This is a genomic window from Kribbella qitaiheensis (assembly GCF_014217565.1).
GTDB lineage: Bacteria > Actinomycetota > Actinomycetes > Propionibacteriales > Kribbellaceae > Kribbella > Kribbella qitaiheensis_A.
The window spans coordinates 1,992,840-2,009,168 of record NZ_CP043661.1 but is presented as its reverse complement, the minus strand read 5'-3'; the positions used below and the strand labels follow the sequence as shown (position 1 = coordinate 2,009,168).

Annotated in this window: 16 protein-coding genes and 1 pseudogene; 4 read left to right on the top strand and 13 right to left on the bottom strand. The window is 69.1% G+C overall.

The features are described 5' to 3' along the window. Positions 1-16 precede the first annotated feature (16 nt). Positions 17-667, bottom strand: a complete 651-nt coding sequence (locus F1D05_RS09110) for a response regulator (protein WP_206686129.1) — start codon at positions 665-667, stop codon at positions 17-19. Beyond that, positions 664-2,079, bottom strand: coding sequence for a sensor histidine kinase (locus F1D05_RS41900; RefSeq protein WP_185446849.1), 1,416 nt, complete (start codon positions 2,077-2,079; stop codon positions 664-666). The genes F1D05_RS09110 and F1D05_RS41900 overlap by 4 nt, the downstream gene beginning before the upstream one ends. Before the next feature lie 193 nt (positions 2,080-2,272). Here F1D05_RS41900 and F1D05_RS09100 point away from each other — a divergent pair, with 193 nt between their 5' ends. Next, complete coding sequence (locus F1D05_RS09100) at positions 2,273-3,979, top strand: S8 family serine peptidase (RefSeq protein WP_185446848.1); 1,707 nt, start codon at positions 2,273-2,275, stop codon at positions 3,977-3,979. Positions 3,980-4,037: 58 nt separating this feature from the next. On the opposite strand, the gene F1D05_RS09095 is transcribed toward F1D05_RS09100, so the two are convergent. Further along, on the bottom strand, positions 4,038-4,349 hold the full coding sequence (locus tag F1D05_RS09095; RefSeq protein WP_185446847.1) for a hypothetical protein: 312 nt from the start codon (positions 4,347-4,349) through the stop codon (positions 4,038-4,040). A 205-nt stretch (positions 4,350-4,554) separates the two neighbouring features. Then, entirely contained in the window at positions 4,555-4,980 is a 426-nt protein-coding gene (locus tag F1D05_RS09090) for a CBS domain-containing protein (protein WP_185446846.1), read from the bottom strand. A gap of 141 nt (positions 4,981-5,121) precedes the next feature. Here F1D05_RS09090 and F1D05_RS09085 point away from each other — a divergent pair, with 141 nt between their 5' ends. Together F1D05_RS09085 and F1D05_RS09080 are read left to right on the top strand one after the other, a co-directional pair. Further along, positions 5,122-6,336, top strand: coding sequence for an MFS transporter (locus F1D05_RS09085; RefSeq protein WP_185446845.1), 1,215 nt, complete (start codon positions 5,122-5,124; stop codon positions 6,334-6,336). A 179-nt stretch (positions 6,337-6,515) separates the two neighbouring features. Further along, positions 6,516-7,091 carry an isochorismatase family protein gene (locus tag F1D05_RS09080; RefSeq protein WP_185446844.1) on the top strand — a complete coding sequence of 192 codons (576 nt, stop codon included), beginning with the start codon at positions 6,516-6,518 and terminating at the stop codon, positions 7,089-7,091. Between the two features lie 182 nt (positions 7,092-7,273). On the opposite strand, the gene hisN is transcribed toward F1D05_RS09080, so the two are convergent. Further along, positions 7,274-8,053 carry a histidinol-phosphatase gene (gene hisN, locus F1D05_RS09075; protein WP_185446843.1) on the bottom strand — a complete coding sequence of 260 codons (780 nt, stop codon included), beginning with the start codon at positions 8,051-8,053 and terminating at the stop codon, positions 7,274-7,276. 157 nt (positions 8,054-8,210) lie between these two features. Here hisN and F1D05_RS09070 point away from each other — a divergent pair, with 157 nt between their 5' ends. Then, a complete protein-coding gene (locus F1D05_RS09070) occupies positions 8,211-8,705 on the top strand; it encodes a DUF2231 domain-containing protein (RefSeq protein ID WP_185446842.1) in 495 nt (164 codons plus the stop codon). An 82-nt stretch (positions 8,706-8,787) separates the two neighbouring features. On the opposite strand, the gene rsgA is transcribed toward F1D05_RS09070, so the two are convergent. From rsgA to F1D05_RS09030, 8 genes and pseudogenes are all read right to left on the bottom strand, one after another. Further along, complete coding sequence (rsgA, locus tag F1D05_RS09065; RefSeq protein ID WP_185446841.1) at positions 8,788-9,780, bottom strand: ribosome small subunit-dependent GTPase A; 993 nt, start codon at positions 9,778-9,780, stop codon at positions 8,788-8,790. Then, a complete protein-coding gene (gene aroA, locus F1D05_RS09060) occupies positions 9,780-11,051 on the bottom strand; it encodes a 3-phosphoshikimate 1-carboxyvinyltransferase (RefSeq protein WP_185446840.1) in 1,272 nt (423 codons plus the stop codon). The genes rsgA and aroA overlap by 1 nt, the downstream gene beginning before the upstream one ends. Before the next feature lie 64 nt (positions 11,052-11,115). Further along, positions 11,116-11,706 (bottom strand): DoxX family protein, encoded by a 591-nt coding sequence (locus tag F1D05_RS09055; RefSeq protein ID WP_185446839.1) that lies wholly within the window; start codon positions 11,704-11,706, stop codon positions 11,116-11,118. 69 nt (positions 11,707-11,775) lie between these two features. Then, positions 11,776-12,501, bottom strand: a pseudogene (locus tag F1D05_RS09050) (DsbA family oxidoreductase). A gap of 58 nt (positions 12,502-12,559) precedes the next feature. Continuing rightward, positions 12,560-13,342: an alpha/beta hydrolase gene (locus F1D05_RS09045; RefSeq protein ID WP_185446838.1), complete on the bottom strand. Its 783-nt coding sequence runs from the start codon at positions 13,340-13,342 to the stop codon at positions 12,560-12,562. Beyond that, positions 13,339-14,058 (bottom strand): alpha/beta fold hydrolase, encoded by a 720-nt coding sequence (locus tag F1D05_RS09040; protein ID WP_185446837.1) that lies wholly within the window; start codon positions 14,056-14,058, stop codon positions 13,339-13,341. The genes F1D05_RS09045 and F1D05_RS09040 overlap by 4 nt, the downstream gene beginning before the upstream one ends. A gap of 136 nt (positions 14,059-14,194) precedes the next feature. Then, positions 14,195-14,383 (bottom strand): response regulator transcription factor, encoded by a 189-nt coding sequence (locus F1D05_RS09035; protein WP_185446836.1) that lies wholly within the window; start codon positions 14,381-14,383, stop codon positions 14,195-14,197. Positions 14,384-14,408: 25 nt separating this feature from the next. Continuing rightward, the gene (locus F1D05_RS09030; RefSeq protein WP_185446835.1) at positions 14,409-16,307 is read right to left on the bottom strand and encodes a BREX system ATP-binding domain-containing protein; all 1,899 of its coding nucleotides are present in this window, start codon (positions 16,305-16,307) and stop codon (positions 14,409-14,411) included. Between the last annotated feature and the right edge of the window lie 22 nt (positions 16,308-16,329).

Here is a 16,329-nt window from a genome sequence, read left to right as displayed (position 1 = left end):
AGGAGGGGGACCGCCCTCACGTGAGATCGTCGCGCAGCAGCTCGATCGCTGCGCGGCGATCTTTTACCCGGAGCTTGCGCAGCACCGACGAGACGTGGACGCGAACCGTGGTCGGAGACAGGAACAGCCGCTTCGCCGCCTCGTCGGTGCTGAGGCCGTCGCCGAGTAGTTCCATCACCTCCCACTCACGGGAGGTCAGCCGGGCGGCCACCTTCGACTTCCGGCCGAGGCGGGGCCGGCCCGGGGCCCGGAATTCGTCGAGGATGCGAGCGACCAGCGTCCGCGGGATCGCCGCCTCCCCGGCCAGCACGCCGCGCAAGGCGGCCGGGAGCCGGGCCGGATCCGTGTCCTTGAGCAGATATCCCGAGGCGCCGGCCTGCAGCGAGGCGAACAGGTCCGCGTCCTCCCGCGACACGGTCAGCATGACGATCGCAACCGCCGGCAGCAGCCTTCCGATCTCCCCAGCCGCACGGATCCCGTTCCCTGGCATGTGAATGTCGAGCAGGACGACGTCCGGTAGGTGTTCCTGCGTCAGCCGCACCGCCGCCGCGCCGGTGGCAGCCTCCGCGCAGACCTCGAAACCGCCCGCCTCCAAGGCCTCCCGGATCCGTGCCCGCAGCTGCGGATGGTCGTCGGCGATGACGATCCGGCTCGGCCGACTGGTCACCATCTGACGGTCAGCGTGGTTCCGCGACCCGGCTTCGAGTCCAGTTCGAACGTGCCGGGTAACGCCTCCGAGCGTTCACGCATGCTGACCAACCCGAACTCGCCGCGCCGCTGCGTCCGCAGCACGGGGTCGAAGCCGGCGCCGTCGTCCGTCACCGTCAGAAAGCAGCCGGCCTTGCTCCGGCCGACCTGCACCCTGATCCGCCCGGCACGTCCATGCCGTACAGCGTTCAGCATGGCCTCCCGCGCTATCCGCACCAGCGCGTGGCTCTGGGCCAGATCGACGGCGACCGAGTCGTCCAGGTCCAGCTCCAGAACCACGCCGTGCCGCTCGGCGATCTGGTCGACAGCCCGGCGCAGTACGGGCGCGAGCCCCTCGTCGCCCGGCCGGCTGAGTGTCTCGACCAGTTCCCTCGCCTCGTCCACCGCACGCTCACTCGCGGCCCGGATCCGGTTCACCCGCGGCTCGTCAACCTTCGAGAAGACCGCGACCTCCGACCGGATATAGGCCAACTCCTGCAGTACACCGTCGTGCAGTTCGCGGGCCAGCCTGCGCCGATCCGCAGCGACCGCGGTCTGGGCCCGAGACGACCAGTACTTGCTGATCTCCCGGCCCGCACCGGCCAGCAGCAGGAGGTAGCAACCGGTCCGGAGCACATCTCCGCTGTACAACCAGTCAGGGTGACTCGAGGGAAACAGCAGATAGTTCAGCCGGGCAAGCGCCCCAAGCGCGCAAGCAGGCCCGAGCCAGCGAAGCAACACGTCGTCCCGCCTACGCGCCTGTACTGCGAACGCCACCGCCGCGACGGTGAAGCAAATCAGCGTCAACACTTGGGCGGCGCGCAGTGCTGGATGACCGTCGGTCGACGCCGGCATCCCCCCGGGGGAGGCCGGTTGCGGCAAGCCCAGCGCCTGCGATCGCAATCCGACGACCAACAGGCCCACCGCCACGACGACGGGCGCGAACACCCACCGCTGCCAGCCGGGCCACACCGCCAGGCGATCCGAAAGCAGGGCCGCTGCGGCGATCAGCACAGTCCCCAGCACTCGCATCGAGGGCGGCAACCAAAGATCCAGAACACCGGACCGGTCACCCTGCAGCAAGGACAGGAGGAGCAGGACATTCGCAAGGCCCAGCAGCCCGAGGCCTTGCAGCAGCAACAGGTCCTGCAAGCGGTTGGCCCGTCGGAACCGGCCGTAGACGAGGTAGGCCAGCAACAAAGCAATACAGGCGTCGACGGTCTCCAGCACCAGATGCCACGCCGCACTCTGAGGGCCGAGAACGTGCTCTGGTCCCACCAGCACGACCACCGTGGCGATGGCCCCCACCACACCCATCCCCAGCGCGACCGTCCCCGGATCCATCCTCCGGACCATCACGACCGTCCGTCCCCCCGCAGCCAGATCGCTCATGGTCACCGACCGTACGCCCAACGCACCCGACCCCGACAGGGCTCGGCCAATGGCGGCGGAGGAGCGGCGCGGAGGTTTCAGTTGTTTGCTTGAGAAATATGACAACGTCGGCTTGTTTCTTCAGGGTGGTGGCGGGGGGTGGGCTGACCTACCGTGTGCCGCGTCAGGCTCACTTCAGGGAGGGGATCCGCTCGTGAGAGACGTCCGTAGATCGTTGTATGCGGCATCAGGTGTGGTGGCGTTGATCGTCACCGCTCTGGCTGTTCCGGTGAGTGCCGGGGCCGGGGCGACTACCGTGGCTGGGGGCAACACGGAGTACCTGGTGCTGTTGAAGGCAGGCGCGGATCACGCGCAGGCGCTGGCGGCGGTGCAGTCGGCCGGCGGCCAGGTGACGAAGGAGAACCGCAATCTGGGCACGATGACCGTCCGTGCTGCCGACACCGGGTTCAGTACCCGGGTCTCGAAGTCGGCGGCGATCGACGGCGCGGCCCGCAGCCAGGTGATCGGGAAGCTGCCGCAGGTCAAGCCCAGTGTGATCGAGCAGGAGAACCTCGGCGCCGCCGCGTCCAGCGCGAAGACCAAGGCCAAGTCCGTTGCCAAGGGCATGGATCCGCTGGATCCCCAGCTCTGGGGTCTGCGGATGGTGCGCTCGGATCTGGCCCGGACGGTCCAGCCGGGCAAGAAGGCGGTCAAGGTCGGCGTGCTCGACTCCGGGATCGACGCCCGTAACCCGGACATCGCGCCGAACTTCGACTGGAACCTGTCCCGCAACTTCGCCCCGGACCTGCCCGAGATCGACGGCCCGTGTGAGTTCCGCGGCTGCGTCGACCCGGTCGGCTGGGACGACTCCGGGCACGGGACGCACGTGGCCGGCACGATCGGTGCCGCCGCGAACGGTCTCGGCGTCTCCGGCGTCGCGCCGAACGTGACGCTGGTCGAGATCCGTGGCGGACAGGACAGCGGGTTCGTGTTCCTCGGCCCGGTCACCGACGCGCTCACCTACGCCGGCGACGTCGGCCTCGACGTGGTGAACATGTCGTTCTACGTCGACCCGTGGCTCTACAACTGCGTGAACAACCCGGCCGACAGCCCGGAAGCGCAGCTCGAGCAGCGGACCACCATCAACACGATGCGCCGCGCGCTGGACTACGCGCACAACAAGGGCGTCTCGCTGGTCGCGGCACTCGGCAACAACCACGAGGACCTCGGCAAGCCGCGGACCGACATCAGCAGCCCCGACTTCGGTGACGTTCCGGCGTACCCGCGGCCGATCGACAACGCGACCTGCCTGGACCTGCCGGTCGAGGGCCCGCATGTGATCGGGGTGTCCGCACTCGGCCCGTCGGGCAGGAAGGCCGACTACTCCAACTACGGGCTGGAGCAGATCGAGGTGTCGGCACCGGGTGGCTACTTCCGTGACTACTTCGGTACGCCCCAGTTCCGGACCAACGAGAACCTGATCCTGTCGACGTACCCGGTGAACGTGCTGCAGGCAAAGGGCCTCGTCGACGCGGCAGGCGAGATCACCGCAACCGGCCTCGCGGGCGGAGTACAGAAGCAGTGTCCGGCCGGAGTGACCGACTACACCGGTTGTGGGTACTACAACTGGCTGCAGGGTACGTCGATGGCGTCGCCGCATGTGACAGGTGTCGCAGCGCTGATCGTCAGCGAGTACGGGAAGAAGGGGCCTCACAACTCGTTCGGGCTGTCGCCCGACCGGGTGCAGCAGATCCTGCTCGGCTCCGCGCAGCACCGTGCTTGCCCGGTGCCGCCGCTGGTGAGCTACGTGAACGAGGGAAGGACGGCCGAGTTCGACGCGCTCTGTGAGGGCGGCCGGAACTTCAACGGCTTCTACGGCAACGGCATCGTCGATGCCTGGGCCGCTGTCACGCGGTACTGACAGCCAGTACTACCTACGCAAGGCCCGGCGACTGGCTCGCCGGGCCTTGCGGTGCAGGTCAGCGTGGGATTACGAGACACACGACGCCGCGGTCGCCCAGTGCCCAGCCCGACTCGATCGGGTGGATGTAGAAGACGTCGGAGGGGGTTGTGGCCTGCTGCTTGGAGGCCACGTAGCGGCTGGTGCAGCCCTTCTCCGCTGTGGCCTCCACGGTCGAGCTGCAAGGGACGATCTGGACGCCCTTGACGTCGCCCTCCTTCAGGCTGCTCACGCAGTCGCCGGTCTTCAGTTTGTCCGGGCGCGTCTTCGCGGTGGTGGTCACCTGACCCGAGGCGTCCCGCTCCGGTTCGGTGTCCGCCAAGGCGCTCAAGAGGATGAAGCCGAGCCGCCCTGGCCCGGTGGCGGATAGCCGCCCTGGGTGGCCGGCAGGCCCTGACCGGGGTGGGTAACCACCGGATCCCTGGACAGGCTGGTGCCCGGGCCTGGTGGTGGCCCGGGCTGTCCGACCGGTCCGGTCGGTGGCTGTGTCGGCTCCATGGACGGAATGTAGACCGACCTGGACCACTTCCGCCGGTTTAGCCAGAGATGTAGTTGGATAGTTGTTCGCGCTCGAACTCGAGCTCGCCGATCCTGGTCTTGACCACGTCGCCGATGCTGACGATGCCGGTCAGGGCGCCGTCCACGACGACCGGGACGTGCCGGATCCGGCGGTCCGTCATCAATCGCATCAGGTTGTCGATCAGGTCGTCCGGCGTACAGGTGTGCACCTCGGACGTCATGATCGCGTTCACCCGGACCTCACCGGCGTCCGGCGTACGGTTCAGCAGTCGCACCACGTCGCGCTCGGAGACGATGCCCGCCACGGACGTTCCGTCCGCGCTGACCACGAGAGCACCCACGTTGTGCTCGGCGAGAAGAGCCAGTAGTTCGGTGACCGTGGCTTCTGGGGAGATGGTGACGACCTGGTTGCCTTTACCGCGCAATACGTCGTTGATCTTCACGGAGCCTCCTGATGATCGAACCAATACCCCAAGGTAGCGAATCCGGGCCGTGAGCGGCAGGTCTGGCAGAATGCGGATGGTGACCGCCGCTTCTCCCGCCCGCTGGAGCAGCGGCCGCTATCAGTCACGCCCGGTGATCAGATGAGCTGGCGCGCGGATCTCGCCGTACTGCGTCATCGCGACGTCCGGATCTTCCTCTCGGCCAGGTTCGTCTCGCTGCTCGGCTCCTCGATCGCGCCGATCGCGCTCGTCTTCGCCGTCCTCGATGTGTCCGACAAGGCCAGCGCCGTCGGACTCGTGCTGGCGGCCCGGAGCATCCCCAATGTGGTGTTCCTGCTGATCGGCGGAGTGATCTCCGACCGGCTGCCGCGGCACCTCGTACTGGTGGTCGCGAACACGGTCAGCGCCCTGACCCAGGGGCTCGCGGCCGCGCTGGTGCTGTCCGGGCACGCCCGGATCTGGCAGTTGGTCGTGATCGAGGCGGTGAACGGGATCGCGGCGGCGTTCGTGATGCCCGCGATGACCGGGATCCTGCCCTCGATCGTGGACCGGGCCGAGTTGCCACAGGCGAACGCGGTCTCCGGATTCGCGCGGTCGGTGGCGCTGATCGGCGGGGGAGCGGTGGCCGGTGTGATCGTCGGGTTCACCGGTCCCGGGGTCGGGCTCGTGGTGGACGGAGTGACGTTCGGCGCGGCCGCGGTACTGCTCTCGCGATTGACCATCCCACGCATCGTGCGGGATCAGGCCTCGGTGCTCCAGGACCTGCGGGTCGGCTGGACCGAATTCGTGTCCCGGCAGTGGGTCTGGGTGATCGTGGTGGCGTTCGGCCTGATCAACATGATCTTCACCGCCTGCTACAGCATTCTCGGCCCGGTGATCGCCGACCGCAGCTTCGGCCGGGCCGGCTGGGGTATCGTCAGCGCCTGCTTCGGGGCGGGGCTGGTCGCCGGCGGGATCCTGATGATCCGGGCGAAACCGCGGTACCCGCTCCGGGTCGGGATGCTCGGCGTCTTCCTGTCCGCGCCGATCTTCGTCTGCCTGGCGCTGGCGCCGAGCACCATCGCCGTCGCCGCGATGGCGTTCGTGGTCGGCATCGGCTTCGAGATGTTCGGGATCGGCTGGGAGACCGCGCTCGGCCAGCACATCCCGCTGGACAAGCTGTCCCGCGTCTCGTCGTACGACATGCTCGGCTCGTTCATCGCGAACCCGGTCGGCCAGCTCGGCGTCGGGTACGTCGCGGCCGTGGTCAGCATCAAGGCGGTCGAGCTGTACGGCGCGGCGATCCACATCCTCGTCGTCTTCGTCACCCTACTGGTCCCCTCGGTCTGGCGCCTCCAACGCCAATCGGAGACCTGAGTCCAGCCGACGCGATGGCCAGAACCTGCTGACCGTCGGGCGATTCAGCCTGCGGACGAAGGGCAGCTCTGATCCGGCCCTGCAGATTCCCAAGGCGACCCGGGCATCCCACTGGCCAGGGAACCGGTACGCCGGAAGCCCGCTGGCTGGGCGTGGCGGGCGGCGGAGATGATGGCGGCATGACCCTCCCTGTCGACGCCCTGATCGTGGTGGACGTCCAACTGGCCGGCGTAACCGGCGCCCGCGCAGTACCGGCCGCTGCCCAGCTCATCGACCGCACAACGGACCTGATCGCCCGAGCCCGCAAGACCGGCGCCCTGGTCGTCCACCTCCAGAACGACGGCGCCCCCGGCACCGACGACGCCCCTCACACCCCCGGCTGGCCGCTCCACCACACCCCCGAGCCAGGCCCCACCGAGCACACCATCCGCAAACCCCACGACGACGGCTTCGCAAACACCTCCCTCGGCACACTCCTGGAGGACCTAGGGATCAAGTCAATCGCCCTCTGCGGCCTGATGTCAGAAATGTGCGTCCAGGCAACAGCCCGCACCGCCCTGGCCCGCGGCTACCGAGTCGTCCTACCGCACGACGCCCACGCCACCCACAACCTCCCCGCAACCCCCGACCTGAACGACGAAATCCCCGCCGCCACAGTCTCCCGAGTAGCCGAATGGGCCTTGGGCAACGAACTGGAGATCCCCTTGCACGCCGCCGAGGTCACCTTCACCCCCGCCGCGACCCAGCACCCGTAGCACCCACGGAAGGCGAACCGCCAGGCCATCAGTACCGCAGGCCGGTAGCCGCCGCCACGCTCGGGGTCAGCCTCGCTAACGCCGGAGGTACATGTACTGATGGGCTGGCGGTCCGCCTGCCTCCGACATAGCTGCCCTCGGCCCGGCTCCGGGTGCGACGGAGGAGCCTGCGTGCGGGAGTACTAGCTGAGGCGGGACAAGACCTCGTCGTGGAGGCGGCCGTTGGTGGCTAGGGCGTTGGGGCCGGTGGGGCCGGGGGTGCCTTCCAGGGAGGTGAAGCGGCCGCCTGCCTCGTCGACGATGATGGACAGGGCGGCCATGTCGTACAGGTTGAGTTCTGGCTCGGCCGCGATGTCGACGGCGCCTTCTGCGACGAGCATGTAGGACCAGAAGTCGCCGTACGCGCGGGTTCGCCAGACCGAGTCCATCAGGCCGGCGAACTGGTCCTTCTTGCCGAGCTTGTCCCAGCCCTTCAGGGACGAGTAGGACAAGGAGGCGTCTTCGAGGGAGGAGACGTCGCTGACCCGGCACGGCTGGGCGGACATCAGGGCGCGACCGGTCCAGGCGCCGTCGCCGTACGACGCCCACCAGCGCTTGCCGAGAGCCGGTGCCGAGACGACGCCGACGACGACCTGGTCCTCGATCATGAGGCTGATCAGCGTGGCCCACACCGGCACGCCGCGGATGTAGTTCTTGGTGCCGTCGATCGGATCGACCACCCAGCGGCGGACGCCCCAGCCGGTGGTGCCCTCTTCCTCGCCGACGAAGGCGTCCCGCGGCCGGGCCCGGCTGAGCGTCTTGCGCATCACGTCCTCGACCTTGCGATCGGACTCGCTCACCGGGGTGAGGTCCGGCTTGGTGGCGATGTGGAGGTCGAGCGCCTTGTAGCGATCCATCGTGGTCGAGTCGGCGTCGTCGGCCAGGATGTGGGCGAGCCGCAAGTCGTCGGTGTGCGAGGGCATGCCGGAAGGCTAGCCTGGCCGCGGAGCGTGCCGGACCCCTGTCCGCAGGTTGCAGTCAGGTTGCGGCAAGGTGCCGGTGCGGATTGAACCATCCGGGGTGGTTGAACGTGCAGTTAGTGTCAGGTAAATCCAAGCTGGACCGACTGCGGGAGTTGTCATGTTCGAGCGGATCGGGGATCTTCCACTCCACGTTCTGGTGATCCACGTGACCGTGCTGGTGCTGCCGGTCGGCGCGCTCACCGCGATCGTGTTCGCGCTGGTGCCGAAGTGGCGCTGGCTGCTGCGCTGGCCGACCCTGCTGCTCGGCCTCGGCTCGTTGGTCTGCGCGTTCATCGCGAAGAAGAGCGGCGAAGCCTTCGTCGCCGCGGTTCCGCAGTTGGACCAGTTGGTGAAGGTGCACCGGGACCGCGCCAATCTGCTGTTCCTGTTCTGCATCGCCTTCGCGATCGTCGCCGTGGCGGCGTTCGTGCTACTCGGCGGCCCGACCGCCCTGGCGAGCGGCAAGGGTGCCAAGGAGAACAAGAGCCGTCCCCTGGAGATCCTGGTCAGCGCCGCGGTCGTCGTGATCGGCGCCGTAGTCATCTACCAGACCATCCGCACCGGCGACGCCGGCGCGAAAGCGGTCTGGAACGGCCGACTCCCAGCCAAATAACCCGTACTACGCCGCGCCGACTCAGCCATCGCCCGTACTACGCCGCGCCGACTCAGCCATGACCGGTACTTCGCGGCGCCGCTCAGCCCGTCTCGACGTCGCGGCCCTCGCGGCTGGCGAGGAGCCGTCGGAACGACGTGACCCGCTCCGCGTCGACCCGCCCTTCGGCGACGGCTTCGTCGAGCGCACAACTCGGCTCGGACTCCGAATGCGTGCACCCGCGCGGACAATCCCGAGCCACATCCGCGAGGTCGCCGAACGCGTTGATCAGCTGATCCGGCTGCACATGCGCCAACCCGAACGACCGGATCCCCGGCGTATCCACGATCCAGCCACCCTCGGGCAGCCGCAGCAGCAACGCACTGACCGACGTATGGCGGCCGCGCCCGGTGTTGTCGTTCACGACACCGATCGCCCGGTTGGTCCCCGGCACCAGCGCGTTCACCAGCGTCGACTTGCCGACACCCGAGTGCCCGACCAGCACACTCGTCCGGTCGAGCAGTTGCTCGCGCAGTTCGCTGAAGTCACCGTCGTGCTGGGTCGCGACCGACTCGACCCCGAGCGGCCGGTAGATCGACAGCAGATGGTCCGGGTCCGCGAGGTCGGTCTTCGTCAGGCAGAGCAGCGGTCGCATGCCGGCGTCGTACGCCGCCACCAGGAACCGGTCGATCAGCCTGGTCCTTGGTTCGGGATTGGCCACCGAGACCACGATGACGAGCTGATCCGCGTTCGCCACCAGCGGCCGCTCGATCGGGTCGTCGTCGTCCGCGCTCCGCCGCAGCAGCGTCTCGCGGGGGAACACCTCCACGATCCGGGCCAGCGAGCCCTCGTCGCCGGTGGCATCTCCGTCGAGCTTGACCCGATCGCCGACAATGACGCCCTTGCGGCCGAGCTGGCGGGCCTTCATCGCGGTCACCACCCGGTCACCCTCGCCGACCCAGCAGGTGTAGCGGCCGCGGTCCCGGGTGATCACGAAGCCGGTGACGGCATCGTCGTACGTCGGACGGTCCTTGGTCCGCGGCCGGGTCCGGCGCTTGGGCCGGTCGTACTTCGCTTCCTCGTCGTAGCGCGACATCAGCTCACCAGCGCCGACCAGAGATCCGGGAACTCGGGCATCGTCTTGGCCGTGGTGCCGATGTTCTCGATCGCCACCCCGTCCACGGCGAGCCCGACGACCGCGGCCGCGTGCGCCATCCGGTGGTCGTGGTACGTGCCGAAAAGCCCACCGTGCAAGGGTTTCGGCCGGATCTCCAGGCCGTCGGCGGTCTGGTTCACGTCGCCGCCGAGCGCGTTGAACTCGGTCTCCAGCGCGGCCAGCCGGTCCGTCTCGTGGTTGCGCAGATGGGCGATGCCCCGCAGGTACGACGGTCCGTCGGCGAACAGCGCCACCGCGGCGAGCACCGGCGAAAGCTCGCCGACCTCGCTCAGGTCGAGATCGACCCCGGCGATCCGGCCGGTCCCGCGCACGGTCAGCCCGTCTGCGCCCAGTGTCACCTCGGCACCGAAGCGCGTGAAGATCTCCGGCAGTTGCCCGCCGGGCTGGGTGGTCTCGGTCGGCCAGCCCGTCACGGTGACAGCGCCGCCGGTGACCACAGCGGCGGCCAGGAACGGCGCCGCGTTGGACAGGTCCGGCTCGATCGCGGTGTCGAGGGCGCGGATGGGGCCGGGGGCAACGACCCAGCGGTTCGGCTCGCTGTCGTCGACCTGGACGCCGCGCTCGCGCAGCATCGCGACGGACATGTCGAGGTGCGGCTGCGACGGGACGGGCTTGCCGTCGTGCCGCAGATCCACGCCCTCGTCGTACCGGGCTCCGGCCAGCAGCAACGCGGAGACGAACTGGCTCGACCCGGACGCGTCCAGGGTCACCTTGCCGCCGCGGACCGAGCCGGACCCGTTGACGGCGTACGGCATGCGGCCGGTGCCCTGGTCGTCGATCTGTACGCCGAGGGTGCGCAGCGCGCCGAGGATCACGTCCATCGGACGCTCCCGGGCGTAGGCGTCGCCGTCGAAGGAGATGACGCCGTCAGCCAGTGCGGCCACCGGCGGCACGAATCGCATCACCGTGCCGGCCAGGCCGCAGTCGACCGCGGCCGGACCCTTGAGCGAGCCGGGCGTCACGGTGACCAGACCGTCGCGCTCGCTGATACCGACACCGAGCGAGATCAGCGCCGAGCGCATCAGCGAGGTGTCGCGCGCGGCGAGCAGCCCGGACAGCGTCGACGGTCCGTCCGCGATCGCGGCGAGGATCAAGGCCCGATTGCTGATCGACTTCGACCCGGGCACGGTGAGCCGCCCGCTGACCGCTCCCGGTGGGCGCGGCGCCGGCCAGCCCTCGGTGATCCCCATCTCGCTCCTTCGGCTCAGGTTCTTGACGCCCTGAGCCTATCGGCAAGCGACGCTGAGCCTGGCGTCAGCCGAAGGGGAGTTCCGCTCTCGCCGCGTGGGCGGCCAGCTTGGCTTCGCGGCGAGCCGTCCGGGTGAGCTGCTTCGTCTCGCGCTTGGCGAGCTTGCCCGCGCGTCGCGTCTCCCGCTTGACCGCCTTCGCGCCATGGCTGGCCCGCCAGGCGACGCCCGGCTTGCCCTCGGTGTCGACCGCGGCCAGCAGCAGGCCGCCCATCATGCCCAGGTTCTTCATGAACTGGATCTTCTGGTTCGCCTTGGCGTCCTTGTCGGTCTCGTTCCAGAAACTGTGCCCGGCGAGCGTGGTCGGCACCAGCGAGGCAGCCAGCAGCACCGCGCCGAGCCGGCGGCCCTTACCGCTGGCCAGCGCGACTCCGCCCAGCATCTGGGCGGCGCCGTTCAGCCTGACCAGGTTCGCCGTGCTGTCCGGCAGCCGGTCGCCAACCTGAGCAGGTGTCACCTTCTTGATCAGTGGCACCACCCGGTCGGTCACCGGCTGGGCCCTCGTCACGAACGGTTCCGGTGAGCGGACCGCTTTCGCGCCCTGCACGATGAAAATGGTCGACAGTAACGGCCTGGCCAGTGCACGCACGACAGTCATGGCTCCTTCTTACCTCGTCCGACAACCTGAACGGCACACCAGGTGCCCCGGTGTGTCTTGTACCCACCCCTAAATCGGGCAGCCGTCCGGGCCACACGCCCCGGCGTCCGAGCCGCCCGGAGCGGTGATCAGCGTCACCGGTTGCCGATCGGCGTTCGCCCGGCGGAGCGCCTCGCGGAACACCTCGACCGGCTGCGCGCCGCTGACGCCGTACTTCTGGTCGATCACGAAGAACGGCACCCCGTTGGCGCCGTATGCGAGAGCCTGCGCCTGGTCGGCGGCGACCTCGTCCTCGTACGCCGTACCGGCCAGCACCTCCGACACCCGTACTTCGGGGAGGCCGATCTCGACCGCGAGGCGGGTCAGCGTCCCGTGGTCACCCATCGGCAGCCCTTCCGTGAAATAGCCGCGCAGGAACCGCTCCTTCAGCCGTTCCTGCGTGTCGGCCGGGATCTCGCCGGCCTCGCGCAGTTCGCGGGCCAGGTGCAGCACCCGGTGCGCGTCGACGGTATTGGCCGCCTTCGCCTCCTCGAGGTGGAACTCCAGGCCCGCCTCGGCCGCGACCCCGGTCACCCGCTCGTTCGCCTACAGCCCGAACTCACGGCCGCCACCGAACTTCTCGCCCAACCTGGTCGCCAGGTCGCGCTCGTCGTCGTTCGTGGCCGACGGGTCGAGCTGGAAGCTGTGCCAGACCACCTCCGCCTGATCGCCGGACTGGGTCAGGGCCTGCTCCAGCCGCCGCTTGCCGATGTAACACCACGGGCAGACGACGTCGGACCACACATCAATACGCATAGCCAATGGCAACTGGCCGCCCCGGGGTGGTATTCCCGGGGCGGCCAATGGGTGGTGGTTAGTGCGCGGCCTTCTCGATCAGCTTGGTGACGGTGCCCGATTCGGAGAGCATCACCAGGTGCGAGGCGCCCTTCACCTTGACGATGTGGGCTCCGGCGCGCTCGGCCATGAACAGCTCGCCGGCCGGCGGGATCGCCTTGTCGCCGGACGGGATCAGCGCGTACTTCGGGAGGCTGGCCGGCGCCGACTTGGCGACCGGCTCACCGAACACAGCGGCGGCGACGGGTCGCTGCGAGGCGCCCAGTACGGCGGCTTCGCGGGCCGGGAGATCCGCGGCGAACACAGCCCGGAACGACTCCGCCTTCATCACCAGGTCGGCGCCACCGGCGTACGTGATGGTGTTGGTCGTGCCGGGACCGATCTCGCTGCCCGGGTACTTCGCGTTGAGCGCGCCGATCGTTTCGCCGGCTTGCGGGATGAACGCCGCGACGTAGACGGGCGACTTCACTTCGGCCGTCCCGGCGAGCTGGGTGATCAGCGCTCCGCCGTACGAGTGGCCGACGAGCACCTTCGGGCCGGGGATGCCGGCCAGTACGCCGGTCAGGTAGCTGGTGTCGCCGGCGATGCTGCGGAGCGGCACAGCCGGTACGACGACCTTGTAGCCGTCACGCTGCAGGCGCTCGGTGACACCGGCCCAGCTGGCGCCGTCGGCGAACGCGCCGTGGACCAGGACGATGGTCGGCTTCGGGTCCTTCGGGTGGGCGACGGCAGTGGTGACCGTGGTCGCGCCGGTGACGAGCAGGGCGGCGCTGGCCGCTACTGCGAGGATGCGGCGAATCATGAGTTGGCTCCGGTCTCTACTGCAGTGGCGATGAAGGCCGCGACGGCCTTCGGCTGGGAGACGGCGACCGCGTGCGAGCCGTCGACCTCGATCGTGGTGGAGTTGCTGCGGGCGGCCATCTTGCGCTGGCCGTCGGGGTGGATGGCCTGGTCGCCGGTGGCGACCAGGGTGAAGGACGGCAGCCGCTTCCAGCTGGCCGGGCCGGCCTTCTCCTCGAACGCCGCGGCGGCGATCGGGCGCTGGGTCCGGGCGCCGAGCTCGTTACCGGCGACATCGGCCGCGAACAGCTTCGGGTAGGCGTCGACGGCGATGCTCAGCCACGGCTCCTCGCCACCGTCACCGGTCGGCAGCAGGTGCGGCACCAGGCCGGAGGCGAAGTCGTTGGCGGGGAAGGAGCCGAGCAGGTCCTGCAGGCTCTCGCCCTCGTCCGGTGAGAAGGCGGCGACGAAGACCAGTCCGGTGACGTTGTCGGCCTGGTTCGCGGCGGTGGTGATCACCGCGCCGCCGTAGGAGTGGCCGACCAGTACGACCGGGCCGTCGATCTCGCGGACCTGGGCGGCGATCCGGCTGCCGTCGAGGCCCGGGCCGCGCAGCTCGTTGGCCAGGGCGAGGGCCGGGATGCCGCGGCTCTTCAGTTCGGTGATCACGCCGTTCCAGCTGGACGCGTCGGCGAACGCGCCGTGTACCAGGACGACGGTGGGGGTGTTCTCGCTCATCTTCTGTTCCTCGATCTCGTCTGCGGGTTTTCCGGCACCGCAAGGAAACTCCGGAAACAGGAGTCGGCGGATCGACCGAACAGCGGAACTCGTCAGGCCCGGCAATGGGTGCGCGAGCGGCCGCCGCACCCGAATCTCATGCGTTTGGGGGAGACGCGAACCGCTCGAGCACCAGGCGGGTGAGCTGGACCCGCGAATTGACCCCGAGCTTGCCGAAGGCCGCCCGTAGATGAGTGCCGACCGTGCTGGCCGACAGCACCAGCTCATCGGCCGCAGACCGGTTCGTGTGGCCCTCTGCCACCAGCAGGGCCACCCGGCGCTCCATCGGCGTCAGCGCCTCCCACCCGGTATCAGGACGATGCTGTACTGCGGCCCACCGCCTTCGGCGTACTCCGGCCGCCTGCAAGACGGCCTGGACCCTGCCGGCGGGTGTGGTCGCCCCGTGTTCGGAGTACGAGTCCAGTGCGCGCTCCAGCGTGGCTACACCGATCGAGCGGTCGCCGTGTTCCAGCTCGGCCCGGCCGTAGAGCTCCTCGGCCCTTGCCAGCAGCAGCGGCCTGCAGTTCGTCCAGGCGTTTGAGCGCGCCGTCGAGATCGTCGAGCTGGGCCCGGCAGAACAGCTCGGCCAGTTCGATGCGGAAGTACGGCGGGCTGCCGATCTCAGCCGTCTTCGTCGCCCGAACCTGGGCGTAGCGATCCCGTGCGACCTCGTACCGGCCTTCGACCTGCGCCTTGAGACCCGCGGCCAGAAGCTGTACTGCGCGAGCTACCGGGTCCTCAGTCTCGAAGGGATCCTCGACCCCGGCCAGGACCCAGTACGCCGTGAGGCGCTCGGCCAGGTGTGGTGCTGCGCCTTCGATGGCGAGCGCAGCCGGGTCCAGCTGGCCGCTGGCCCACTGCTGCGGTGCCAGCCGGAGTCGGATCGACGCCGTGAGATCCGGTGTCACCGGGCCGCGGAAGAGGACGGTCCCGCTCAGCAGGTCGTCGGCGAAGGCCTTGGCATCGTCGTACCGGCCGCCGGCCAGCAGCACCTGGACGACGTCCTCACCGACCTCGCTACGCAGCGGGTGGTCGACCGGGGTGAGTTCGAAGGTCTCCTGGATCACCTTGATGGCGGTGGTCGACATGGTGGCCAGTAGCTCCTGCGCGGCCTTTCGCAGCGTGCCGGTCGCGTCTTCATCACCCGGCGCCGCCGTGGCCAGCAGATGTGGTGCTGCTGCGGCAGGGCCTCGACCGGTGGCGAGCAGTAGGTTCGCGATCGCCCGGTGCAGAGCCCGCTGAGCAGAAGGCGGCACATCAGCCAGTACTGCGGACCGCAGCAGCTCGTGCCGGAAGGTGAGCGTGGCACCGCTGTCGAGGAGCAGGCCGGCCTGGATCGCCTCGTCGAGAGCGCCGGCCAGCTTGGCGATCGCCTCCTTCATCAGCTCGGCGACGTCCTCCAGCCGGAACTCACTGCCGAAGACGGCTGCCGTACGCAGCAGCTCGCGGCACAACTCCGAAGTACTGGCTGTCCTGCGCCGGACGCCTTCGACCAGGCCGTCGGGGAGGCCCGCGTCGGTGAGATAGAGACCGGCAATGAGCTGCTCGGCCAGGAACGGAATGCCCTGTACTCCGCCGAGCCGAACGGACAGGCTCGGATCGACCGCAGCATTCGGCCGGTCGGCCGCCAACTCCAGCACGGCCTCGGTGCTGAGCGGGGCGAGCTGGATGGAGTTCACCGGGACCTGCTCGCGCACGGCGTCGATCAGCTGGTCGGTGACCCCGCCCGGTGCGGGTCTGGTGGCCAGCAGCCACAGGACCTTGCACTCGGACAGCCGGGCGACGACGACCCGTAGTACGAAGTTGGTGAGGGGGTCTGACCACTGGGCGTCGTCCAGAACGATCAGTGCGACTTCACCGTCGAGGCGACGGCCGATGAGGTCTGCCAGCCGCTCGGCCAGCCACAGCGGTTGGCCATTGAGAGCAGCAAGCTCCAGGAAGTGCTCGGTGCTGACCAGCGGTTCCGGACCTACGCGGAGAGCGGGCGCGAGCGATGCGAGTGGGCTGATGTCGTCTGTCTGGTGTGCGGCCGCAGTAGCGACCAGGAAGCCCTGCCGCTCGGCCTGCTCGACTGCTGCTCGGAGTAACGCCGACTTGCCGATGCCTGGCTCGCCAGTGACCACCGCAAGCGACGCCTTGCCGTCCTGGGCTGCCCGCAACGCGTCCAGCAGGCGCCCTAGCTCAGCCGAGCGCCCACGCAGCGGGTCCATGGGCACTTTCTACCAGCTACAG